This is a genomic window from Klebsiella sp. BDA134-6 (genome assembly GCF_015601345.1).
Classification (GTDB): domain Bacteria; phylum Pseudomonadota; class Gammaproteobacteria; order Enterobacterales; family Enterobacteriaceae; genus Klebsiella; species Klebsiella grimontii.
Genome location: NZ_CP064784.1, coordinates 3,436,842 through 3,461,092, shown reverse-complemented (window position 1 = coordinate 3,461,092; position 24,251 = coordinate 3,436,842). Strand labels below are relative to the sequence as shown.

General features: G+C 54.3%; 22 protein-coding genes. 17 read left to right on the top strand and 5 right to left on the bottom strand.

Annotation, left to right across the window (positions count from 1 at the left end):
- Window positions 1-21 precede the first annotated feature (21 nt).
- The 3 genes from IYV58_RS15985 to IYV58_RS15975 all read left to right on the top strand — a co-directional run bounded on the left by IYV58_RS15985 (window position 22) and on the right by IYV58_RS15975 (window position 4,070).
- The gene (locus IYV58_RS15985; RefSeq protein ID WP_195729135.1) at window positions 22-3,078 is read left to right on the top strand and encodes a D-2-hydroxyglutarate dehydrogenase YdiJ; all 3,057 of its coding nucleotides are present in this window, start codon (window positions 22-24) and stop codon (window positions 3,076-3,078) included.
- The gene (gene menI / locus IYV58_RS15980) at window positions 3,075-3,485 is read left to right on the top strand and encodes a 1,4-dihydroxy-2-naphthoyl-CoA hydrolase (protein ID WP_049114196.1); all 411 of its coding nucleotides are present in this window, start codon (window positions 3,075-3,077) and stop codon (window positions 3,483-3,485) included. Before IYV58_RS15985 ends, menI begins: the two co-directional genes overlap by 4 nt.
- Before the next feature lie 336 nt (window positions 3,486-3,821).
- Window positions 3,822-4,070, top strand: a complete 249-nt coding sequence (locus IYV58_RS15975; protein WP_004102935.1) for a GlsB/YeaQ/YmgE family stress response membrane protein — start codon at window positions 3,822-3,824, stop codon at window positions 4,068-4,070.
- Window positions 4,071-4,601: 531 nt separating this feature from the next.
- Here IYV58_RS15975 and IYV58_RS15970 read toward each other — a convergent pair.
- Together IYV58_RS15970 and IYV58_RS15965 are read right to left on the bottom strand one after the other, a co-directional pair.
- Window positions 4,602-5,231, bottom strand: coding sequence for a helix-turn-helix domain-containing protein (locus IYV58_RS15970; RefSeq protein WP_004119146.1), 630 nt, complete (start codon window positions 5,229-5,231; stop codon window positions 4,602-4,604).
- Between the two features lie 78 nt (window positions 5,232-5,309).
- Window positions 5,310-5,969 carry a winged helix-turn-helix transcriptional regulator gene (locus tag IYV58_RS15965; protein ID WP_004119148.1) on the bottom strand — a complete coding sequence of 220 codons (660 nt, stop codon included), beginning with the start codon at window positions 5,967-5,969 and terminating at the stop codon, window positions 5,310-5,312.
- Between the two features lie 432 nt (window positions 5,970-6,401).
- Here IYV58_RS15965 and IYV58_RS15960 point away from each other — a divergent pair, with 432 nt between their 5' ends.
- The 12 genes from IYV58_RS15960 (at window position 6,402) to ldtE (ending at window position 18,785) form a co-directional block, all read left to right on the top strand.
- Window positions 6,402-6,932, top strand: coding sequence for a fimbrial protein (locus tag IYV58_RS15960; protein ID WP_049114198.1), 531 nt, complete (start codon window positions 6,402-6,404; stop codon window positions 6,930-6,932).
- 58 nt (window positions 6,933-6,990) lie between these two features.
- Complete coding sequence (locus IYV58_RS15955; RefSeq protein ID WP_112166907.1) at window positions 6,991-7,668, top strand: fimbrial biogenesis chaperone; 678 nt, start codon at window positions 6,991-6,993, stop codon at window positions 7,666-7,668.
- A gap of 44 nt (window positions 7,669-7,712) precedes the next feature.
- Window positions 7,713-10,256: a fimbria/pilus outer membrane usher protein gene (locus IYV58_RS15950; RefSeq protein ID WP_195729134.1), complete on the top strand. Its 2,544-nt coding sequence runs from the start codon at window positions 7,713-7,715 to the stop codon at window positions 10,254-10,256.
- 2 nt (window positions 10,257-10,258) lie between these two features.
- Window positions 10,259-11,206, top strand: coding sequence for a fimbrial protein (locus IYV58_RS15945; RefSeq protein ID WP_049114202.1), 948 nt, complete (start codon window positions 10,259-10,261; stop codon window positions 11,204-11,206).
- A gap of 11 nt (window positions 11,207-11,217) precedes the next feature.
- Window positions 11,218-11,730, top strand: a complete 513-nt coding sequence (locus tag IYV58_RS15940; protein WP_142446614.1) for a fimbrial protein — start codon at window positions 11,218-11,220, stop codon at window positions 11,728-11,730.
- A gap of 442 nt (window positions 11,731-12,172) precedes the next feature.
- Window positions 12,173-12,550, top strand: coding sequence for a Fe-S cluster assembly scaffold SufA (gene sufA, locus IYV58_RS15935; RefSeq protein WP_004119171.1), 378 nt, complete (start codon window positions 12,173-12,175; stop codon window positions 12,548-12,550).
- Between the two features lie 2 nt (window positions 12,551-12,552).
- Entirely contained in the window at window positions 12,553-14,040 is a 1,488-nt protein-coding gene (sufB, locus tag IYV58_RS15930; protein ID WP_004119173.1) for a Fe-S cluster assembly protein SufB, read from the top strand.
- Between the two features lie 16 nt (window positions 14,041-14,056).
- Window positions 14,057-14,803, top strand: coding sequence for a Fe-S cluster assembly ATPase SufC (gene sufC, locus IYV58_RS15925; protein WP_004119176.1), 747 nt, complete (start codon window positions 14,057-14,059; stop codon window positions 14,801-14,803).
- Window positions 14,778-16,052, top strand: coding sequence for a Fe-S cluster assembly protein SufD (gene sufD, locus IYV58_RS15920; RefSeq protein WP_087828230.1), 1,275 nt, complete (start codon window positions 14,778-14,780; stop codon window positions 16,050-16,052). Before sufC ends, sufD begins: the two co-directional genes overlap by 26 nt.
- Window positions 16,049-17,269: a cysteine desulfurase SufS gene (gene sufS, locus IYV58_RS15915; RefSeq protein ID WP_195729133.1), complete on the top strand. Its 1,221-nt coding sequence runs from the start codon at window positions 16,049-16,051 to the stop codon at window positions 17,267-17,269. The genes sufD and sufS overlap by 4 nt, the downstream gene beginning before the upstream one ends.
- 11 nt (window positions 17,270-17,280) lie before the next feature.
- Window positions 17,281-17,697 (top strand): cysteine desulfuration protein SufE, encoded by a 417-nt coding sequence (gene sufE / locus IYV58_RS15910; protein WP_004119181.1) that lies wholly within the window; start codon window positions 17,281-17,283, stop codon window positions 17,695-17,697.
- A gap of 101 nt (window positions 17,698-17,798) precedes the next feature.
- Window positions 17,799-18,785, top strand: coding sequence for a L,D-transpeptidase LdtE (ldtE, locus tag IYV58_RS15905; protein ID WP_154901886.1), 987 nt, complete (start codon window positions 17,799-17,801; stop codon window positions 18,783-18,785).
- Window positions 18,786-18,849: 64 nt separating this feature from the next.
- Here the strand turns inward: ldtE and lpp are convergent, their stop codons facing one another.
- Both lpp and pykF read right to left on the bottom strand, forming a co-directional pair.
- Complete coding sequence (gene lpp / locus IYV58_RS15900) at window positions 18,850-19,086, bottom strand: murein lipoprotein Lpp (protein WP_003029373.1); 237 nt, start codon at window positions 19,084-19,086, stop codon at window positions 18,850-18,852.
- A 311-nt stretch (window positions 19,087-19,397) separates the two neighbouring features.
- Window positions 19,398-20,810 (bottom strand): pyruvate kinase PykF, encoded by a 1,413-nt coding sequence (pykF, locus tag IYV58_RS15895; protein ID WP_004119183.1) that lies wholly within the window; start codon window positions 20,808-20,810, stop codon window positions 19,398-19,400.
- Between the two features lie 509 nt (window positions 20,811-21,319).
- On the opposite strand from pykF, the gene fumD reads away from it, so the two are divergent.
- Window positions 21,320-21,532, top strand: a complete 213-nt coding sequence (fumD, locus tag IYV58_RS15890) for a fumarate hydratase FumD (protein WP_004119184.1) — start codon at window positions 21,320-21,322, stop codon at window positions 21,530-21,532.
- A gap of 26 nt (window positions 21,533-21,558) precedes the next feature.
- Here the strand turns inward: fumD and IYV58_RS15885 are convergent, their stop codons facing one another.
- The gene (locus IYV58_RS15885) at window positions 21,559-22,197 is read right to left on the bottom strand and encodes a TetR/AcrR family transcriptional regulator (protein WP_004119185.1); all 639 of its coding nucleotides are present in this window, start codon (window positions 22,195-22,197) and stop codon (window positions 21,559-21,561) included.
- A 126-nt stretch (window positions 22,198-22,323) separates the two neighbouring features.
- Here IYV58_RS15885 and IYV58_RS15880 point away from each other — a divergent pair, with 126 nt between their 5' ends.
- Window positions 22,324-24,177, top strand: coding sequence for a bifunctional sugar phosphate isomerase/epimerase/4-hydroxyphenylpyruvate dioxygenase family protein (locus IYV58_RS15880; protein WP_195729132.1), 1,854 nt, complete (start codon window positions 22,324-22,326; stop codon window positions 24,175-24,177).
- Window positions 24,178-24,251: the final 74 nt, after the last annotated feature.

Below are 24,251 nucleotides of genomic sequence, written 5' to 3'. Positions count from 1 at the left end.
AGTCAGGCAGGGTCGAGCGTCATGATCCCACAGATTTCTCAAGCGCCAGGTGTCGTTCAACTGGTGCTGAATTTTTTGCAGGTACTGGAGCAACAAGGTTTTACCGGGGATACCGCCACCAGCTATGCCGACAGGCTAACGATGGCGACTGATAACAGTGTCTATCAACTGTTGCCGGATGCGATTATATTCCCTCGTTCCACGGCGGACGTGGCTCTGCTGGCCAGGCTGGCGGCGGAAGAACGTTTTAAATCACTGATCTTTACCCCGCGCGGGGGCGGTACCGGCACCAACGGCCAGGCGCTGAACGCCGGGATCATCGTCGATATGTCCCGCTATATGAACCGCATTATAGAAATCAACCCGGAAGAAGGGTGGGTGCGGGTGGAAGCCGGGGTCATTAAAGACCAGCTGAATCAATTCCTTAAGCCGTACGGCTACTTTTTTGCGCCGGAGTTGTCAACCAGCAACCGCGCCACGCTTGGCGGGATGATCAACACCGATGCTTCCGGGCAGGGCTCTCTGGTCTACGGCAAAACGTCCGACCACGTGCTGGGGGTGCGCTCGGTGCTGATCGGCGGCGATATTCTTGATACGCAGCCGATTCCGGTAGCGCTGGCGGAAACGCTAAGCGCCCAGCAGTCGGCAATCGGGCGTATTTACCGCACCGTCTATCAGCGCTGTAAAGCGCAGCGCCAACTGGTTATCGATAAATTCCCCAAACTTAACCGCTTCCTCACGGGCTACGATCTGCGCCACGTCTTTAATGACGAGATGAGCGAATTCGATCTCACCCGCATCCTGACCGGTTCCGAAGGGACGCTGGCGTTTATCACCGAAGCGCGGCTGGATATCACCCGTTTGCCGAAAGTGCGTCGACTGGTCAACGTGAAGTACGACTCCTTTAATTCCGCGCTGCGTAACGCGCCGTTTATGGTTGAAGCCAGGGCGCTCTCGGTCGAAACCGTCGACTCGAAAGTGCTTAATCTGGCGCGGGAAGATATCGTGTGGCATTCGGTCAGCGAGCTCATTACCGACGTGGCGGATAAAGAGATGCTGGGGCTGAATATCGTCGAATTCGCCGGTGACGACGTCGAGCTGATTGATAGCCAGGTGACGGGGCTATGCCAGCGTCTGGATGAGCTGATGTCGCGCAATGAAGCGGGCGTCATCGGCTGGCAGGTTTGTCACGATCTCGACGGCGTGGAGCGCATCTACGCGATGCGTAAAAAAGCGGTCGGCCTGCTGGGTAATGCCAAAGGAGCCGCCAAGCCGATACCGTTCGCCGAAGATACCTGCGTGCCGCCGGAGCATCTGGCTGACTATATTGCGGAATTTCGCGCGCTGCTCGACAGCCACGGGCTGAGCTACGGCATGTTTGGCCATGTGGATGCCGGCGTACTGCACGTGCGTCCGGCGCTGGATATGTGCGATCCGCAGCAGGAGATGCTGATGAAGCGCATTTCAGATGACGTTGTGGCGTTAACCGCTAAGTATGGCGGCCTGCTGTGGGGGGAACACGGGAAAGGCTTCCGCGCCGAATATAGTCCAGCGTTCTTTGGCGAAGCTTTATTTGGCGAGTTGCGCAAGATTAAAGCCGCCTTTGACCCGGATAACCGCCTGAACCCGGGTAAGATCTGCCCGCCTGAAGGCGTTGACGCGCCGATGATGAAGGTGGATGCGGTTAAGCGCGGTACATTCGATCGGCAGATCCCTATCGCCGTGCGCAGCTCATGGCGCGGGGCGATGGAGTGTAACGGCAACGGCCTGTGCTTCAACTTTGATGCTAAAAGCCCGATGTGTCCGTCGATGAAGGTTAGCAATCACCGTATTCACTCGCCGAAAGGCCGGGCTACGCTGGTGCGTGAATGGCTGCGGCTGCTGGCGGACCGCGGTATTGACCCCAATCAGCTGGAAAAAGATCTGCCGGAAAAGCGTGCCAGCCTGCGTACCCTGGTGGAACGTACCCGCAATAGCTGGCACGCGCGGAAAGGAGAGTACGATTTCTCGCATGAGGTTAAGGAGGCGATGTCCGGCTGTCTGGCTTGTAAAGCCTGCTCGACCCAATGCCCGATTAAAATTGACGTCCCGGAGTTCCGTTCGCGTTTCCTCCAGCTTTACCATAGCCGCTATTTGCGCCCGGTCCGCGACCATTTGGTGGCGACGGTTGAATCCTACGCGCCGCTGATGGCGCATGCGCCGAAGACCTTTAACTTTTTTATTAACCAACCGTGGATGCGCAAGCTGTCGGAAAAGCATATCGGTATGGTCGATCTCCCGCTGCTCTCCGTGCCGTCGCTGAAGCAGCAGATGGTCGGCCACCGTTCGGCGAACACCACGCTGGAGCAGCTGGAAGCGCTGAGCGCAGAGCAGAAAGGGAAAATGGTGCTGGTGGTTCAGGATCCGTTTACCAGCTATTACGATGCGCAGGTGGTTGCCGATTTTGTTCGCCTGGTTGAGAAGGTCGGCTACCAGCCGGTACTGCTGCCGTTTTCACCAAACGGTAAGGCGCAGCATATTAAGGGCTTCCTGACGCGATTCGCGCGCACCGCGCAGAAAACCGCCGATTTCCTTAACCGGGTGGCCGAGCTCGGCATGCCGATGGTGGGGGTCGATCCGGCGCTGGTGCTTTGCTACCGCGATGAATATAACCAGGTCCTCGGCGAGAAGCGCGGCGATTTCCGCGTCATGCTGGTGCACGAGTGGCTGCCGCAGGTGCTGTCGGAAACCGCAGCTCAAGATAAAGGCGGCGAATCGTGGTATCTGTTTGGCCACTGTACCGAGGTGACGGCGCTTCCCGCGGCCACCCGGCAGTGGGCGGATATCTTTGCCCGCTTTGGCGCGAAGCTGGAAAACGTTAACGTGGGCTGCTGCGGCATGGCCGGGACCTACGGTCATGAAGTGAAGAACCACGCCAACTCGCTGGCCATCTACGCGCTCTCGTGGCAGCAGGCGATGGAGCGCTTGCCGCGCAATCGCTGCCTGGTCACCGGTTACTCCTGTCGTAGCCAGGTGAAGCGTATTGAAGGCAGTGGCGTGCGCCATCCGCTGCAGGCGCTACTGGAGATTATGGGATGATTTGGAAACGTCACAGCACCCTGGAACAGCTGAACGCGATGGGCGAGGGGAATATGGTCGGTCTGCTGGATATCCGCTTCGAGGCGATAACCGACGACGCCATCATCGCCACGATGCCGGTAGATAGCCGCACCCATCAGCCGTTTGGCCTGCTACACGGCGGCGCGTCGGTGGTTTTAGCGGAAACGTTAGGTTCGGTCGCGGGCTATCTGTGCAGCGAAGGTGAGCAGAAGGTGGTGGGGCTGGAGGTGAACGCCAACCACATTCGTTCGGTGCGCAGCGGAAGGGTTCGCGGCGTGTGCCGGGCGCTGCACGTTGGCGCCCGTCACCAGGTGTGGCAAATCGAAATCTCTGATGAACAGGGGCGCCTTTGCTGTTCGTCACGGCTAACCACTGCCGTGATCTAAATTAACAAAGGGGGATTCCCCCCTTACTGCTTTTGTATCGCCTGAACCACTATCATCGCAACACCCGGGCGTTTTTGCTAAGCCTCATTCCATTGCCACTTCACCCATTCATACGAAAATTCCTGGTATATCTCCGTTCCGCGCAAGTTTTAATTGCCCGCAGCGCGATGCTTACGCTTGCCGCTTATTAGGCAGCCACCCTCGCAAGGTGTAGACCATTATCTCTCGGGTGGCAAGTATATAAATATCAAATATAAATTTTTCAAACATCACTATTAATTATGCTAATCTTTTATATACCAGAGATTTACAAGTAACGAGAGGATGGAGTTAGCTATGGGTATCATTTCATGGATCATTTTTGGCCTTATTGCCGGTATTTTAGCCAAGTGGATTATGCCGGGGAAAGACGGCGGCGGATTTATCGTTACCGTAATTCTCGGTGTCATCGGTGCAGTTGTCGGGGGGTGGATTAGTACTTTCTTCGGCTTTGGTCGTGTAGATGGTTTTAATTTCGGCAGCTTTGTCGTAGCGGTGATTGGCGCGCTGGTGGTCCTGTTTATCTACAGGAAGATCAGGAGCTAATTCGCGCTACGTTTTAGCTATGCCATAAAGTGAAGAGGCTGCCGCCATTGTCGGCAGCCTTTTTTAATATCCTGGCAATGCCTGTCCGGGCAATATCGCCTCTCTGAATCTTTGACCCAATATGCGCTCGTCGGCCCGGACAGCGGGGCTGGCACGACGTCGGCAAGGGCCAGTTTCTTCATCAACATAAAGATCTGTCCGGCGACGGCGAGGCTCACGGATTTTTCGAGGGAAGAGGTTAATCGAGCAAAACGCTAATAATTAACAATACGACCATACACATCGACATGACATCTGTTTCTATTTCCATAATTCAGTACTACACAGGTTCCCGAACGGTCGCCGTTGCGACATTGCGTTAAAAGATGAAGGAAATTTAGCAGCGCATTCTACATGAGCCAGCCAGCAGTGAATAAATCTTTATTTCTGTGAAACGACAATACTTATAATGAAAACGAATAGAATTCGTTGCATGAATGTATTGGGTGTGGCGACCGGATTGAGAGAAGAGCGCAAGCTCAATCCTGTTAATCAGTATTTAGCAGGAAGCTTGTTGATTTTTATCAATTTTCCCTCTTCCATTTCGATAAAGCCGCCGGTTTTCAGAGCGGCCAGAATGCGCATTACACCGCTGCGGGAAAGCCGGGTTTTCTCTCTGATATATTTTTCAGCCGTCACGCTGTAGCGATAACCCTCCTCTTCCTCCATTAACTTGATCAACTGCTGGCGAATCATTTCATACGCCGTTGGCACGCCCTGAGGCATGACGTTATGATAGAGGCGGTTATAGACAAACATCAGTTGTTTAGAAAGCAGTCCCCATAGCGCCTTCTCTTTAATGATTTCCTCGACGCGACGGGTCGTGAGTACGCCTATCAGGCACGGCGTGACGGTTTTAAAATAATCGTTGAAATAGATATCCGTCATGTTCGCAAGGCCGAAAATGGCCGGGCTGCGCGCGGTGGTAAGCATCATGCCGTCATTCCTCCTGTAGAACGCAATTGTCCCCTCCAGCAGGAGATAGCACATCCCCTGACCGTTAACCTGGAGGTCAAACTGCTCGCCACGTCCCGCTTTGTACGTCGTGCTGTAAGGCTGCAAATGAGAAATAAATTCCTGTGCATAAGGGGAGCCGCGGAAGGATTGATTTGCCGATGACATAGTCAGAACATCCTGAAGGAGATCGAACTTATTATAACCTCGCGCCTCTCTCTTGCCACCCCATAGATACATTAACCGTCAGTACTTTCGCGGCAGATGGTGGATGTCAATCAGCACTCCGCGCTCCATAGTAATGTATTTACCCGTTCGTAGCTCTGCCAGGATACGCATAACGCCGCTGCGGGAAAGATAGGTTCGACTTTTGATATAGGCCGCCGCGGTGATATTTTGCCGGATAGCTTCGGGCTCTTGCATTAATTCAACGAGTTGAAAACGGATGATATCATAGGCTGACATTTGCGATATCTGGGCGCAGTGTTCATAAACTCTTGATGCGGTATAGATCAGCAGCTTTGAAAAATGCTCCCATAAGTTCTTTTGTGCCACTACGTGATTGAATGTTTCCAGAGAAACTGCCGCTATTTCCGACGTTTCCAGTACCCTGACATACAGACGTTCAGAGGAAAACTGGCTACATACGCCGAGAAGAAATGGCGATGACTCTGAGTTTAAAACAATACCGTCTCCGCGACGATGCAGAGCCACGCTGCCCTGAATAAGTAAAAAACACTGCCGAACGTCATTATCGTAATAATGGACGATATCGCCTTTTGATACAATTCGCCTCTCGGCATATGGCAGGGTATTATCGATTAATCTTTCAATATGCTTAAAGGGTTTTATACTCAACACCTCTGCAGGCTCATTGTAGAGTTCAGGAATAATTCGCGTATTCATAAGATACCTCACTAACTTATGCGATCGTTTTTTGATCGATGTTGGGAATTATCTTAAAAAACATCATTCCAGGGAACGTTCGCGCCAGGTCTATTAATAGACTTAACGTAATTTTCATTTTAAGTGATTGATTTTATTGTGTTCATTTTTTAGTCCAAAAGTAGACCGGGACGTTTTAGATTAAGGAATTTCTGAATTTAATTGTTCTATTTTTGTTAATTTCGAGTCTACATTTAGACCACGAAATAGATTGTGTGCTGAAAAATAGTTGTATAAATTTTGTCTCGTCGGCAGGGGTAATCCGGTTTGAATAAAGCGTTTCAGTGGTGGCTTATTTACCATTGATTCCCGGCAACATATTAAAGCAATGGTAAAATACGGACATTAAGTGTTTTGCCTGAATGTCAATAAAGTAAAACAGGATATGGCGTTATGAAAAAGACAATTGTTATTGCTATGCTTGCAGCAGGTTCTGCATTATCTATGACTCATGCTTTCGCAGCAGCGGGTACCGTTAATTTTAATGGCAATATTTTGGATTCCGCTTGCGACGTCGATGTGGCGTCTCAGAACCAGGTGGTTGTTTTAGGCGATTATTATAAAACTGAATTTCCAGCGGCTGGTTCGCGAACCGCCGCGACGAAATTCGATATTATTCTGAAAAACTGTCCGGTAACCGTTGTGAATGCCAAAGTGCGTTTCGATGGAACTCCTGATTTAAGCAATTCCAACCTGCTGGCCATTGACTCGTCGGTCGCTGGCGCCGCCACCGGTGTCGCGATTAATCTGATGACGGCGGATAAAGCCGATCTGCCTCTGCACGGCAGCAACGGTTACTCCTACCCACTCAGCAGCACCGCTGATAATACGCTGAATTTCTATGCTCAGTATGTGTCGACCACTGCGACGGTGGTTGCCGGCCCAGCTAACTCGGTCGCGAATTTCTCCGTAGTTTACAACTAAGTCTTTTGCAGTAATCAGTAGGGGGCCGGCCCGGCCCCTTTGTTTTAAGAGGTATTAAATGCGTTTTATCAGAAGAATTGGCCTGGCGATAACAATGTTTACGCTGGTGCAGGCAACCGCCACTGCCGGGGTAATTATTGGCGGCACGCGGATTATTTTCGATGGTGCAAAAAAAGAAGCCTCCATCAGCGTTAATAATCCCGACGCGACGCCTTATTTAATTCAATCATGGATAGATGAGCAAGAAGGGGGGGCTGGTAAAACGCCTTTTATTATTACGCCTCCGCTGTACCGCCTCGATAGCGGACAAAAGAATATTGAACGAATTGTCGCGACAGGTTCGCTGCCTCAAACGCAAGAAAGCTTATTCTGGATGAATATTAAAGCGATTCCCTCGGCATCAAAGCAGATGAACTCCCTGCAAATTGCCGTAAAAACGCGTATTAAACTGATTTACCGGCCCGTCACTCTTCGTGGATCAACGCCGGAAGAGCAGGCGAATAAGCTCACCTGGCAAAGAAGCGGCAATGAAATTCAGGTGAATAACCCGACGCCTTACGTCATTAACTTCAATGAAATTAGCGTGGGCGGGAAAACGCTGGCGCAGGTGTCGTATGTTTTGCCTGCTTCGACAGCCCGATTCCGCTTGCCGGACGGGGCCTCCGGCAATGCCCTGACATTTAAAATCATTAATGACTATGGTAGCCCCGGAGCATCACATCAAGCCAATTTGTAACCCCTGAACAAATGGCCCGTCCCGCGTTAAATAGGTTAATAGCGATGACAATAAAAAATAATAAATTGCGACCTGCGCGTTTGGCGACTCTTATCGCCTTAGCGTTTACCGGTATTCCACATGAGCTTTATGCAAGTGATTCGTTTAATACGGCGCTGGTAGAACTGGATAACCCGGGGGTGGGCAAAGCGGATTTATCTGCTTTCGAGTCTGGCTCCCAGGCGCCGGGAAAATACCACGTGGATATTATTCTTGATGACCAGCTAATGGACACCCGGGATATTTCTTTTGCGATGGCAAAGACCGCTGACGGTAATGAAGCATTACAACCCTGTCTGAGCATTGAACTCTTAAAACAATGGGGCGTGAAAACCGATCTTTTTCCGCAACTGGTGGTAGAAAAAAGTGATTGCGCCAATCTCCAGGCGATTCCGCAGGCCAGCGCCGATTTTCAGTTTGGCGCCCAGCGACTGGTTATCAGCATTCCCCAGGCAGCGATCGACCTGCCGGCAAGGGGCTATGTGCCGGCGGAAATGTGGGATGAGGGCATTACTGCGGCATTGCTCAATTACAGCCTGAGCGGGGCGAACGCTCGGGCGAAAACGGGCCAGGGCGCTAGCAGCGACAGCCAGTATGCGAACCTGCGTCCGGGAATCAATATCGGGCCGTGGCGTTTTCGCAACTATACCACCTGGTCACGGGAGTCCTCCGGCCAGGATAAATGGGATACCGTTTATACCTACGCGCAGCGCGCCATTATTCCGCTGAAAGGTCAGCTTACCGTTGGAGACAGCTCCGCGCCTGCCGATGTGTTTGACAGTATGCCGTTTCGCGGCGGCCAACTGGCGTCAGATGACGATATGTTACCGGATTCTCTTAAGGGCTATGCGCCCGTGGTGCGCGGCATCGCCCGAACCAATGCGCAGGTCGTGGTGCGCCAGAACGGCTATCAGATCTACCAAAGTTACGTTGCGCCGGGGGCGTTTGAGATTAGGGATATGTATCCCACCGGCGGCGCGGGCGACCTCGACGTGACGATTAAAGAAGCCGATGGCAGCGAACAGCACTTCACGCTGCCCTATGCCTCGCTGCCAGTATTGCAGCGGGAAGGCCGCTTAAAATACGCCATCACCGGTGGGCAATATCGCTCCTATAACAGCAGCGTGGATAAGACCCCTTTCGGGCAAGCCACCGCAATTTATGGTCTGCAGCACGGCATTACCCTCTATGGCGGCCTGCAAGAGTCAAGCAAATACCAGTCGCTTGCTTTTGGCGTGGGCAAAAATATGGGAGCGTTAGGCGCTATCTCCGCCGACGTTACCCAGGGTTGGTCAACGCCGGATAAAACGGAAAAATCACAGGGCCAATCCTGGCGAGCGCGTTACAGCAAAAACTTCGCCGAGACGGGGACTAACTTTTCCATTGCGGGCTACCGCTATTCGACCAGCGGCTATTACGGGATGCAGGAAGTCCTGGATTCCTATGGCGATAGCAGCGCGCTGCAGGACCGCAGGCGCAACCGCGCTGAGCTGACGATGAGCCAGACGCTGAGTCGTGAGTTGGGGTCGCTTACCCTCAGCGCGGCGCGGGAAGACTACTGGAATTCTGCCAGGTCGATGGCTTCCTGGAGCGTTGGATATAACAACTACTGGCACAATATTAGCTACGGTGTGACCTGGACATACAGCAAAAATGGCAGCGCTGCGTTATACGACGGCGGGCGCGCGACAAACAGCGACCATGACCAGCAACTGGCGTTTAACGTCAGCGTGCCGCTGGAGAAATTCCTCCCGCAAACGTGGGCAAGCTATGGCATGAACGCCAGCAAGAATAACGGAACGACGCACAATATCGGCATTAACGGCGTCGCGCTGGAAAATAACTCGCTGAACTGGAACGTCCAGCAGGGTTACGGTACGAATGGCGTGGGTTACATCGGCAATATGAATGGTGACTATAAAGCCACGTACGGTGAAGTGACGGCGGGCTATAGCTACGACAGAAATAGCGAGCGGCTTAATTATGGCCTGCAAGGAGGCGTTATCGCCCATGCCGACGGCATTACGCTTTCTCAACCGCTCGGTGAAACCAACGTCTTAATCAAAGCTCCGGGGGCGCACGGCGTGAATATTCGCAATCAACCCGGCTCGCGCACCGACTACAGGGGATATACGGTAGTCAGCAATATTTCCGTCTACCGAAAAAACGACCTGACGCTCGACCCGCAAAATATGCCTGATGATGTCGAGCTGGAGATCAACACCGATACGGTCATACCGACGCGAGGCGCGGTGGTGAGGGCCGATTACCTTGCAAAAGTGGGGCGCCGGGTACTCATGACCTTAACAGACAATAACCACTTTGTGCCGTTTGGCGCCGTGGTGACATTTGCAGATGGTAATAAAAGCAGCTTTATCGTCGGCGATCGTGGGCAGGTATTTTTAAGCGGAATGCCCGAGCAAGGGGCGATAGTCGCAACATGGGGCCGCCAGTCCAGCCAACAGTGCCGTGCTGATTTCAGCCTGCCGAAACAACCAACCTACGCTGGAATAACCGAGGTTAGCGCCAGTTGCCATCAGGAACGTTAAAAATGAGATTGATTTATTCTATTATTTTGCTCGGCTTAATGGCCGGTTGGAATAACGCGCGTGCCGGAACCTGCACGACAATTACCCCGCAGCTCTCCACGCTGTCTGTAGGAACGATTACCGTACCGCGTGATGCACCGGTCGGGACCGTTATTTATTCGGCAGGCGGGACATTTACGGGCTCTTACCTTTCAGGTTGTACTAACCCAATCATGCTGGGTTTCAGCATGAGATATAATAATGCGACGCTGAGCAGCTACGGTAATCACGTTTACAACACTAATATTAGCGGTATTGGTATTCGTTTTTCATCAAACGCTTACTTTGAAAACCCGAGTAATACATTCTCCTATAACGCACAGACCTCATATGTCGACTGGTACGGGGGCAACATGCAGCTGGTGGTCACCGGCCGGGTATCATCGGGCGCATTAACGCCGGGAACGATCGGAGTTGTGATGCTACAGGGCAGCGACGGCGTCTACCGTGATGGCCTGACCGCAACGCTGACCGATGGGACAATCAACGCGCTGGCCTGCAGTATTACTACGCCTCAGCTGACCTTCCCGATTGGCGATATTTCAGCATCAACGTTCGGCTCGACGGTAGGCACCACGCCCGCAGGCGCGCAGAATACGCAAAATCTGGGGTTAAGCTGCAACGCCGATACCAATATCACCGTTTCGCTGAGCGGCGTACAAAATCCGGATAGCGCCAATACCAGCGTAATGGCATTAACGGGGCAGGGCAGTGCCGGTACCGCGAAAGGTGTCGGAGTCCAGCTTTTATATAACGGCGCGCCGTTGGCCATCAATAGCCCGCTGTTATTAAAACGGTCATCGGGCGGGCAAGAAACGCTGCCGTTGACGGCCCGTTATTATCAGACCTTAACGTCCGTTGAGTCAGGCTCGGCAAATGCAACCGCCACGCTTAATTTGACGTACCAGTAACAGGTGAAAAAATGAAAATACACCACAAAAAAATGCTTCTTCTGGCTTTTCTGTGCTGGAAAGCTTTTGCTGCCGACAGCGTGAGCGTAGGCGTTACGGGAAATATTGTTGCATCGCCCTGTATATTTAATGGTGGAAATAGCAACCTCGATGTCAATCTTGGCGATATTCAGGCAAAAAATATGGTTACTCCGGGGTCATCATCCGACCCTGTGGCCTTTAATTTGCGGTTTACCAACTGCCCGGCGGGAACACGCAACGTAACGGCCTCCTTTAGCGGAATCCCGGATCCGGTTGCCGGCCCTGACTATTATATGAATAGCGGTACCGCATCAAACGTGGCGGTCGCGATGAGCGAAGCGGGCAGCGGCGCGCTTAAAGGGACGGGTTCAAGTATTATGGGCAACATCGCGGCAGACGGAACCGCTACCCTCGCCATGCAGGCCTCGGTAAAATCTATGTCAGGAGGAGCGACGCCCGGAAGCGTGAGTGCCGTTGTCGTCATGACACTACAGTACAATTAAATGGGCAACCGTTTCAGCGCGACGCCGGTTGCATATTTCTTTATGAAATCATGGTAACGCTGCGTCGTACTATTTCCGTCGTGAGCCAGGCCTTGTTTGCCTCATAGCCGGTAAAGATCCCTCTCTTTTACCCGTAATAGGCGTCGGTCAGTCTATTGCCTTCCACGGCGGGTTATATGCAAGGCAAAAAATCTATCTCAAAAATAGGTATTTTCGATGCATATTTTAATTTTCCAGCAACATCTGCCTCCCAATCCATAAAATACATTATTAATCAATGTATTGAACAATTTGTCGCATCTCCGATATCTCTCCTGTCAGGGTCTATGCTTATAAAAAGAGCCTGATAGGGGAATACCCCTTCTCCGGATGGGTTGAAGTGATAATCATTATCACTAACATAGCGGTATGTCCCGATGGCGTCAACCTATGAGGTAGAGCGATGAATTCACATGCAGGAACTTTCAATCCCGAAGATTTTAGCTGGCGTGGACTGGTCATGACTCCAGCCGCCGCCGCCCATATTCGCGATCTGGTCCGCAAACAGCCGGATATGCAGGGGCTGCGCCTGGGGGTTAAAACCAGCGGCTGCGCGGGTTTTGGCTACGTTCTCGAATTAATCGCCGAACCGGCGAAAGACGACCTGCTCTTTGAGCGCGACGGCGCGAAGTTATGGGCGCCGCTACAGGCCATGCCGTTTATCGATGGCACCGAACTCGATTACGTTCGCGAAGGCTTAAATCAAATCTTCAAATTCCATAATCCCAAAGCCCAGCACGAATGCGGCTGCGGCGAAAGTTTTGGCGTTCAGGCGGAGTAACTATGTCTCGTAATACTGAAGCAACCGACGATGTCAAAACCTGGAGCGGCGGGCCACTCAACTATAAAGAAGGCTTTTTCACGCAGCTGCAGACCGATGAGCTGGCGAAAGGCATAAACGAAGAGGTGGTCAGGGCGATTTCCGCACGCCGCAATGAGCCAGAATGGATGCTGGAATTTCGTCTGAACGCGTTTAAGGCCTGGCAGACGATGGAAGAGCCGCACTGGCTGAAGGCGCACTACGACAAGCTGAACTATCAGGATTACAGCTATTACTCGGCGCCCTCCTGCGGCAACTGCGATGACGCCTGCGCCTCTGAGCCTGGCGCTTTGCAGCAGACGGGCTCCAGCGCGTTTTTGACCAATGAAGTTGAAGAGGCGTTCAATCTCCTCGGCGTGCCGGTGCGCGAGGGGCGGGAAGTGGCCGTCGACGCCATTTTTGACTCGGTTTCCGTCGCCACGACCTATCGCGAAAAGCTGGCGGAGCAGGGGATTATCTTCTGTTCCTTCGGCGAGGCGATCCACGATCACCCGGAGCTGGTGCAGAAATACCTCGGTACCGTGGTGCCGGGTAACGACAACTTCTTCGCCGCCCTCAATGCGGCGGTGGCCTCAGACGGGACCTTCATCTATGTCCCCAAAGGCGTACGCTGCCCGATGGAACTGTCGACCTATTTCCGCATCAACGCGGAAAAAACCGGCCAGTTCGAGCGCACGATACTGATCGCCGATGAGGGCAGCTACGTGAGCTACATTGAAGGCTGTTCGGCGCCGGTACGCGATAGCTACCAGCTGCATGCGGCGGTGGTTGAAGTCATTATTCATAAGGACGCCGAGGTGAAGTACTCCACGGTACAAAACTGGTTCCCCGGCGATAACAACACCGGCGGGATCCTTAACTTCGTCACCAAGCGCGCGCTGTGCGAGGGTGTGAACAGCAAAATGTCGTGGACCCAGTCGGAAACCGGCTCGGCGATCACCTGGAAATATCCAAGCTGTATTCTGCGCGGGGATAACTCTATCGGCGAGTTCTTCTCGGTGGCGCTGACCAGCGGTCATCAGCAGGCGGACACGGGGACCAAGATGATCCATATCGGTAAAAACACCCGCTCGACGATTATCTCGAAGGGGATTTCTGCCGGCCACAGCCAGAACAGCTATCGCGGGCTGGTCAAAATCATGCCCACAGCAACCAACGCGCGCAACTTCACCCAGTGTGATTCGATGCTGATTGGTCCGGACAGCGGGGCGCATACCTTCCCTTATGTGGAATGCCGGAACAACAGCGCGCAGCTGGAGCACGAAGCGACCACGTCGCGGATCGGCGAAGACCAACTGTTTTACTGCCTGCAGCGCGGCATCAGCGAGGATGATGCGATTTCGATGATCGTCAATGGTTTTTGTAAGGACGTTTTCTCAGAGCTGCCGCTGGAGTTTGCCGTGGAAGCGCAGAAATTACTGGCGATTAGTCTTGAACACAGCGTCGGCTGATAACAAAGGAAATAAGATGTTAAGTATTAAAAATTTGCAGGTCGCCGTCGAAGATAAAGAGATTCTGCGCGGGCTGAATCTGGACGTTCGTCCCGGCGAAGTGCACGCCATTATGGGGCCGAACGGGTCCGGCAAAAGTACCCTGTCCGCCACCCTGGCCGGACGTGAAGACTATGAAGTGACCGGCGGTAGCGTGGAGTTTAAAGGCAAAGATCTGCTGGAGCTCGCCCCGGAGGATCGCGCCGGCGAAGGCATCTTCATGGCCTTCCAGTATCCGGTGGAAATTCCCGGGGTCAGCAATCAGTTTTTCCTGCAAACCGCGCTGAACGCCGTGCGCCGCTACCGCGGCCAGGAGCAGCTTGACCGCTTTGACTTTCAGGACCTGATGGAAGACAAAATTAAGCTGCTGAAAATGCCCGAGGATTTGCTGACCCGCTCGGTTAACGTCGGCTTCTCCGGCGGTGAGAAAAAGCGCAACGATATCCTGCAGATGGCGGTACTGGAACCGGAGCTGTGTATCCTCGACGAGTCCGACTCCGGGCTGGATATTGACGCGCTGAAGATTGTCTCTGACGGCGTTAACGCCCTGCGCGACGGTAAGCGCGCGTTTATCATCGTTACCCACTATCAGCGCATTCTCGACTATATCAAGCCGGATTACGTCCACGTGCTGTACCAGGGGCGGATCGTCAAATCCGGCGACTTTACGCTGGTCAAACAACTGGAGGAGCAGGGCTATGGCTGGCTTACCGAACAGCAGTAACGCGCTGCAACAGTGGCACCATCTGTTTGAGTCGCAAAGCGGGCAGCGCAGCCCGCAGGCGCATCAGCATCTGCAGCAGCTGCTGCGGCTGGGCTTGCCAACACGTAAACATGAAAACTGGAAATATACTCCGCTGGACGCGTTACTGAATCAGACCTTTGTCGCTGCTCCTCCGCAGGCGCTGACGGCGGCCCAGCGTGACGCGCAGGCGCTAACAGTGGAGGCATGGCGCCTGGTGTTTGTCGACGGCCAGTTTAGCGACAGCCTGAGCGACGATCTGGCCGCCAGCGGCTATGACGTGCAGGTGGATAACGAGCGTCAACAACTGCCTGACGCCGTTCAGCCCGAAGTCTTTCTGCATTTGACCGAAAGCCTGGCGACTACCGTCACCCGCATTCGGGTCAGGCGCAACCAGCGCCCGCAAAAACCGCTGCTGATTATGCACCTGACGCGCGGGCTGGCGGGCGATGAAATGAATACCGCCCACTATCGCCATCATCTGGAACTGGAGAGCGGCGCGCAGGCGACCATCATCGAGCACTATCTGAGCCTCAACGACCAGCGCCACTTTACCGGCGCAAGGCTGACGATGGCCGTGGCGGATAACGCCCACCTGCAGCATATCAAGCTGGCGTTTGAGAATGCGCAAAGCTACCACTTTGCCCACAACGACCTGGCGATCGGGCGTGACAGCTCCGCCTTCAGCAGCAGTTTTCTCCTCGGGAGCTCGGTGCTCCGCCACCACACCAGCACGCGGCTGAACGGAGAAAACAGCAACCTGCGAATTAACTCGCTGGCGATGCCGGTCAACGGCGAAGTCTGCGACAGCCGCACCTGGCTCGATCATAAAGTCGGATACTGCAACAGCCGCCAGCTGCATAAAACCATCGTCAACGACAAAGGGCGGGCGGTGTTTAACGGCCTGATTAACGTCGCGCCGCATGCGATCAAAACCGATGGCCAGATGACCAACAACAACCTGCTGCTCGGCCGCTTATCGGAAGTGGATACCAAACCGCAGCTGGAGATTTACGCTGACGACGTGAAGTGCAGCCACGGCGCGACCATAGGGCGTATTGATGACGAACAGCTGTTTTATCTGCGCTCGCGCGGCATTACGCAGCAGGCGGCGCAGCAGATGATTCTTTACGCCTTTGCCGCCGAGCTCACCGAAGCGATCGGCGATGAGGCGCTCAGGCAGCAAATACTGGCGCGTATCGGCCAGCGTCTGCCGGGAGGTAACCTATGACATTTTCTGTGGAACGCGTGCGCGCCGATTTTCCGCTACTCCATCGCGAGGTGAACGGCCAGCCGCTGGCCTATCTCGACAGCGCCGCCAGCGCGCAGAAGCCGGAAGCGGTGATTAACGCCGAGGCGGAATTTTACCGCCACGGCTATGCGGCGGTGCATCGCGGCATTCATACCCTCAGCGCGGAAGCCACGGCGAGCATGGAGCAGGTGCGCCAGCAGGCGGCGACGTTCCTCAACGCCCGCTCGGCGGAAGAGATGGTGTTTGTTCGCGGCACCACGGAAGGCATTAACCTCGTGGCGAACAGCTGGGGAAACGCCAACGTCGGCGCGGGCGACAACATCATCGTCAGCGCGATGGAGCATCACGCCAATATCGTGCCGTGGCAGATGCTGTGCGCCAGAGTGGGGGCGCAGCTGCGGGTGATCCCGCTGAATCAGGACGGAACCCTGCAGCTGGATGCGATCCCCGGCCTGTTTGACGATCGCACCCGCCTGCTGGCCATCACCCAGGTGTCTAACGTGTTGGGCACCGAAAACCCAATCGCCGCCCTGGCCGCTTTAGCCCATCAGCACGGCGCGAAGGTACTGGTGGACGGTGCGCAGGCAGTTATGCACCATCCGGTGGATGTTCAGGCGCTGGACTGCGATTTTTACGCTTTCTCCGCGCACAAGCTGTATGGCCCTACCGGGATTGGCGTGCTCTACGTCAAACAGGACATTTTGCAGGCGATGCCGCCGTGGGAAGGGGGCGGGTCGATGATCGCCACCGTCAGCCTGACGGAAGGCACCACATGGGCAAAAGCGCCGTGGCGCTTCGAGGCGGGAACGCCGAATACCGGTGGTATTATGGGACTGGGCGCGGCGCTGGATTACGTCAGCGCGCTGGGGCTGACGCATATCGCGGAATATGAACAAACCCTGATGCGTTACGCGCTGCAGGCGCTGGAGAGCGTGGCGGATTTAACCCTTTACGGCCCGCCAAATCGTCTGGGGGTGATTGCCTTTAATCTCGGCAAACATCATGCCTACGATGTCGGCAGCTTCCTTGATAATTACGGTATCGCGGTGCGGACCGGGCACCACTGCGCCATGCCGCTAATGGCGTTCTACGGGGTTCCGTCCATGTGCCGGGCATCGCTGGCGATGTACAATACCACGGAAGAGGTGGACCGGCTGGCGGCGGGGCTACAGCGGATCCGCAAATTACTAAGCTAAAGGAAGCGACTATGGCGGCGTTACCGGACAGAGACAAACTGCTGCGCAACTTTAACCGTTGCGCGAACTGGGAAGAGAAATACCTCTATATTATTGAGCTGGGACAGCGCCTGGCGCCGCTGAGCCCGGAGGAACACACCGCCCAGAATATCATTCAGGGTTGCCAGAGTCAGGTGTGGATCGTGATGGCGCAGGAGCAGAGCGGGGCTATCGCGCTTCGAGGCGACAGCGACGCGGCTATCGTCAAAGGACTCATCGCGGTGGTATTTATCCTTTATGACCAGATGACGGCCAAAGATATCACCGCTTTTGACGTGCGTCCGTGGTTTGAAAAAATGGCCCTGACGCAGCATCTTACCCCCTCGCGGTCGCAAGGACTGGAAGCCATGATCCGCGCAATTCGCGCGAAAGCTGTAAATCTTAGCTAGAATAAAACAGTAGATTTCATTCTGTTATGCACGACGGGAGGCTAGCCTCCCGTCGTGCATAACAGGCCTGGCGTTTTATCAGCGAAAGAAGGAATCTCAGTATGAAACGCGCTTCTCTCATCACCATAGCTCTTCTGAGCGCCCTCAGCGCGTCACACGCAGCCTGGGCCGTTGATTATCCTCTTCCTCCAGCCAATAGTCGTCTGATTGGTGAGAACCAGTTCTGGACGGTACAAGAGGGCGACCGCAACCTGCAGGCGATTGCCCGTCGTTTTGATACGGCGGCAATGCTGATCCTCGAAGCGAACGATACCATTGCGCCGGTGCAGCCTAAACCGGGTACTCAGGTGCTGATACCTTCGCAGATGCTGCTGCCGGACGTGCCGCATGAGGGCATCGTCGTCAACCTGGCGGAACTGCGCCTCTACTACTTCCCGCCGGGCGTCAATCAGGTGCAGGTCTATCCCCTGGGGATTGGTCAGCAGGGGCTGGAAACCCCGGAGATGACGACCCGTATCGGGCAGAAAATCCCGAACCCCACCTGGACGCCGACGGCGGGTATCCGCGCCCGTTCGCTGGAGAAGGGGATTAAACTGCCGCCGGTGGTGCCCGCAGGGCCGAATAACCCGCTAGGTCGCTATGCGCTCCGTCTGGCGTACGGCAACGGTGAATATCTTATTCATGGCACCAGCGCGCCGGACAGCGTCGGCCTGCGCGTAAGCTCCGGCTGCATGCGCATGAACGCAGCGGACATCCAGGCTTTATTCAATCAGGTGAAAAGCGGCACGCCGGTGCGGATAATCAACCAGCCGGTCAAATTCGCCGTGGAGCCGGACGGTAAGCGCTATGTTGAAGTTCATCGCCCGTTGACGCCTGATGAGACCAGCAACGCGCAGACTATGGCCTATACGCTTCCGGCGGAGTTTCATCAGTTTGCGGGGGATAACGCGGTTGATGAGGCGCAGCTTAAACGCGCGCTGACCCGGCGGGCAGGATATCCGGTGGTGGTATCCGCCAGCGGAAGCACTGCGTCGAGCCTGTCGGTGCAGAATAATACGCCGGTAGATGAAGCGAAAAGGGTGCAGTAGGCGGGAAAAGATAAGGCAAAAAAAATGGCGCACAGTGTGCGCCATTTTTATTACACAGATACTATTACTTACGGTATTTAGTAGCTGCGTTGTCCAGACGCTGGTTAGCGCGAGCTGCGTCATCTTTAGCAGCCTGAACGTCGGAACGCATTGCGTTCACGTCGTTGCTCAGCTGGTCAACTTTAGCGTTCAGAGTCTGAACGTCAGAAGACAGCTGATCGATTTTAGCATTGCTGGAGCAACCAGCCAGCAGAGTAGAACCCAGGATTACCGCGCCCAGTACCAGTTTAGTACGATTCATTATTAATACCCTCTAGATTGAGTTAATCTCCATGTAGCGTTACAAGTATTACACAAACTTTTTTGTGATGAGAATATTTTTTTACCTGAATACGCTTATTTTTGATCGTTCGCTCAAAGAAGCATCGAAATCATCACGTAACTTTAAAAAGGCGAGTGAAAACAGCGCGCTTCCATCGGATTCATCTTAGATAATCTCGCGTTAAATAGTAAATTCCGATTTGCATTTTTATTAATAGCGGCTAGTGCCGGAATAAAAAAAAGCGCCCCGAGAGGCGCTTTTAAAGGAAATACTAATTAACCTGTAAATTATTACAGCACGTGCACGGAAGCGGTATTGGTGGTTCCGCTCGGGACTAACGCGCCGGAAACCATAACAACCACGTCGCCTTTACGCGCCAGGCCGCTCTGCAGCGCCAGTTCTTTACCCTGGATGTAGAACGCATCGGTAGAGGAGATATCTTCAACCAGCTGCGCCACAACGCCTTTGCTCAGCACCAGCTGACGCGCGGTGGTTTCGTTGGTGGTCAGCGCCAGGATGGTGGCATCCGGGAAGTATTTACGTACGGCGCGCGCGGATTTACCGCCCTGGGTTGCCACAACGATCAGCGGCGCTTCCAGTTTCTCAGCCGTTTCTACCGCACCGCGGCACACCGCTTCGGTGATGCGCAGCTTACGGTTGTCGTTATTGTACTCAAGACGGCTGGTCATGACGCGGTCGGTACGTTCACAGATGGTCGCCATGATGGTGACCGCTTCCAGCGGGTATTTACCTTTCGCGGATTCGCCGGACAGCATAACTGCGTCGGTGCCGTCGAGGATGGCGTTGGCCACGTCGCCTGCTTCCGCACGGGTCGGACGCGGGTTTTTGATCATTGAATCCAGCATCTGAGTCGCGGTGATAACGACTTTACGCGCGCGGATACATTTTTCGATCATCATCTTCTGCGCGAAGATCACTTCTTCAACCGGGATTTCAACGCCCAGGTCGCCACGCGCAACCATGATGCCGTCAGAGGCTTCGAGGATTTCGTCGAAGTTGTTCAGGCCTTCCTGGTTTTCGATTTTGGAGATGATCTGGATCTTCTCGCCGCCGTGGGCTTTCAGGTGCTCACGGATTTCAACAACGTCAGAACGCTTACGGATAAAGGATGCCGCAACAAAGTCAACGCCCTGCTCGCAACCGAAGATCAGGTCCTGTTTATCTTTTTCAGCCAGCGCCGGCAGCGCGATAGATACGCCCGGCAGGTTAACGCCTTTGTTCTCGCCGAGGTCGCCGTTGTTCAGCACTTTACAAACAACTTTGTTGCCTTCGATAGCGGTCACTTCCATACCGATCAGACCATCGTCAACCAGTACCGTATTGCCAACGCTCAGGTCGCTGGTGAAGCCTTCATAGGTCACCGCAACGATTTCGTTATTACCGACAACGGATTTATCGGTGGTGAAGGTGAAGGTCTGGCCCGCTTTCAGGGAGACGTCGTTGCCGCCTTCCAGCTTAATGGTACGGATTTCCGGACCTTTGGTGTCCAGCAGGATTGCCGCTTTCTTACCGGTTTTACTCATCACATTGCGCAGGTTCTGGATGCGCTGACCGTGTTCCGCATAGTCACCGTGAGAGAAGTTCAGACGCATAACGTTCATGCCCGCGTCCAGCATTTTGGTCAACATCTCTTCGGATTCGGTTTTCGGACCGATGGTGCAAACAATTTTGGTCTTTTTCATGACAGTTTAATCTTTAAGTTGTGAAGGATAGGGATGGGGAATCTGACTCCGTGGGCGCACTGCCGCAGAGTTAAACCTGTATTACGAAAGTTGCTATGCCACGCTCTAAGGATAGGTGACAACAAAAGAGCGTGCAGAAGAATGTGTGCTGGCGGTTCAGCCCATGAAAAGAGGCAACGTGTTATGCGTTTAGTCATGCAATCCAATGCGCTGAAACCATTCAATAAGAATTTGCCGGGCATTATACGTTGCCAAATCCAAAAAAGAAAATGAAAACGATGTTTCATTTCTATAGTTACATACTTAACAAAATGCAAACTAATCCTATGCTTATGCGCAACACATTTTTTCATCATCTGACAAGATAAACAGAGTAGAAACGCGGGTTTATTCACAAGTTTGCCCGGGAAAAGCGGTCTCTGACGCGGAAACGGCACGCTGGTTTGCTTTAATCGGGAAATATATCAATAATGATTTGATTGATAATGAAAATTTGAGAGCGGAATACGATGGGAAACACAGCCAAAGATGAGGCGCTGTATCAGGAAATGTGCCGGGTGGTCGGTAAAGTCGTGCTGGAGATGCGCGACCTGGGCCAGGAGCCGAAGCATATCGTTATCGCCGGCGTGGTGCGTACCGCCCTCGCGAACCCAAAGATCAAGCGTTCCGCCCTGGCGCAGGAAGCGATGGAGAAAGTTGTCCACGCGCTTTCTGGAAACTAGCCGCCGCTGAGCACTACCCGCGTGCTTCAGGAAATCACAAAGCGAACCACCGCTTTCACCGCAATCTCGCAGTGGTGGGCAACCATCGCCTCATCATCAATCGCCGGCATCGGATCGTCCAGGTACAGGCTGCTAAAGGTGTAAAAGTTCGACACCTGATAGAAGCTAAAGCTGCTGATCAATCGATGCACATCGCGCGCTTCCAGCCCCGCCTGAAACACTCCCTGCCGCTGGCCGCGCTGCAGAATATCTTCCAGAATCGACAGGGCGGTGCGGTTTAGCGGTTTCAGCTGGCCCGAGCTTTTTAGCCACTTCCCGCGCTGCATGTTTTCCATACAGATGACCCGCATATAGTCGGCGTGAGTGGCGTGATAGCGCACGCTCCACTTCACCAGTTGCACCAGCGCCTCGACCGGCGGCACGTTTTCCAGCCCAAGCTGCTGCTCGGTTTCGCGGATCCTGGCGTAGACGTGCTGCAGCACGGCCTGATAAAGCTGCTCTTTCGTCTTGAAGTAATAGACCACCATGCGTTTGGTGGTCTGCGCTTCGGTGGCGATTTGCTCCATCCGCGCCCCCGACAGTCCATGCTCGGCGAAAACGGTAATGGCGGCGGCGAAGATCCGCTCTTTCAGAGACTGCGCTTCGTCATGAGCAACGACGGACATAACGGCTCCTTTTCTTGAGATGCAAAAAATACACATATTGATCACAATTTAGCAACCAACCATGGCGCGATTGAACCAAATGATACATATTCAGGTCATTACCTCAGCCAATGACCCGAGGACACTATGTTGCGCTCCATCGCCACCGTCTCGATCTCCGGTACCTTACCCGAAAAGCTCCATGCCATAGCAGCGGCGGGCTATCAGGGCGTCGAAATCTTCGAAAACGATCTGCTCTATTATACCGGTACGCCGGCCGATATCCGCCATCTGGCGGTAGATTTAGGGCTAAAAATCACGCTTTTTCAACCGTTTCGTGATTTTGAAGGCGTCAGCCGCAGCCAGTTCGCCGCCAATATGGAACGCGCCAGGCGCAAATTTGCGCTTATGCATGAGCTGGGCTGCGACACTATGCTGCTGTGCAGCAATGTTCAGCCGGACTGTTCCGCCGACGTCGAGCTGCAGATCGCGGATTTGCGCGATCTGGCTGAACTGGCGGAGCAGGAACAAATCCGCATCGGCTACGAGGCGTTGGCCTGGGGTACCCACGTCAACCGCTGGCATCAGGCCTGGTCACGGGTCAATAGCGTCAACAGTCCGGCGCTGGGCATTGTGCTCGACAGCTTCCACGTACTGGCGCGCGGCGATACGCTGCAGCGACTGGGGGAAGTGCCGCCGGAAAAAATCACCTTTGTGCAGATGGCCGATGCGCCGCTGATGAAAATGGATATTCTGGAGTGGAGCCGGCACTTCCGCTGCTTTCCCGGTCAGGGGCAACTGCCGCTGGTGGATTTTGCCTGCGATCTTACCCGCTGCGGCTATCGCGGTCCCTGGTCGCTGGAAATTTTCAACGACAGCTTCCGGGCGTCGCCCAACGGCGCGACGGCGAAAGATGGCTATCGCTCGCTGCTGTGGCTGGAAGAGCAGGTCCGTCAGCGGCTGCCGGAAAGTCAGGTGCCGCTATTTTCGCCCGCTGAACTCCCCCTCTACGCCGGGCTGGAGTTTATCGAGTTTGCCGCTACGCCGGCGCAGGCGGACGAACTTGGACAAAGGTTGACGCAGCTCGGCTTTGCCGAGGAGGGGAGCCATCGCTCAAAACGGGTCTCCCTCTGGCGCAACGGCGGGGCGCGGGTGATAGTCAACGCACAGCCGCACAGCTGGGCCGACCATTTTCACCAGCGTCACGGGGTCTCCCTCTGCGCCATGGCGCTGCGCGTCAGCCAGAGCGCGGCGATCGTGGAACGCGCCCGCGCATACGGCTACGCCACCTGGCAGGGCGATGCCGGGCCGAATGAAAGCCCGATCCCGGCGGTTTGCGCGCCGGACGGCAGCCTCATTTATCTGATTGAGGTGGGGGACGACATCTATACCCGCGATTTTCATCTGCGCGCGAACCTCACGCCGCGCGACGATTATCGCGGTATCGATCATCTGGCTCTCGGCATGGAAGCGGACAGTCGCGATAACTGGATTATCTTTTTTCGCAGCGTATTCGGTTTTATGCTCGAACATGAGCAAACCCTGCCCGATCCTTACGGGCTGGTGCGCAGCCTGGCGGTGCGCAGTCCGCAGGGCGACATTCGCCTCGCGCTCAATATTTCGCAAAGCCGCGCCACGCAAATTGCCCGTTCGGTCGCCTGTTATCAGGGCGCCGGTTTACAGCACGCGGCGTTTGCCTGCCGCGATTTACCCGCCACCCTCGCCGGCCTGCCGCAGATTGCGGTCGACGCGCTGCCCATTCCGGCGAACTATTATGAAGATCTGCTGGCCCGTTTTGGCGAAGGTGCTCAGGTTAACCTTTTGAAGAATCATCAAATTCTTTATGACCGTGACGGCGACGGCGGGGAGTTCCTCCATCTTTATACCCGCCCATTTTCTGCCGGACGCTTTTTCTTTGAATTGACCGAGCGGCGCAACGGTTACGCACTTTATGGTGCTGTAAATGCAGCTGTACGCTTGTCAGCAATGCAGTACACCTAGTAATGTAGCAGATGGTTCACAACCCAATGTCGCAAACACAATAACAACATCCGGCTGTACCCTATGACAGGAAA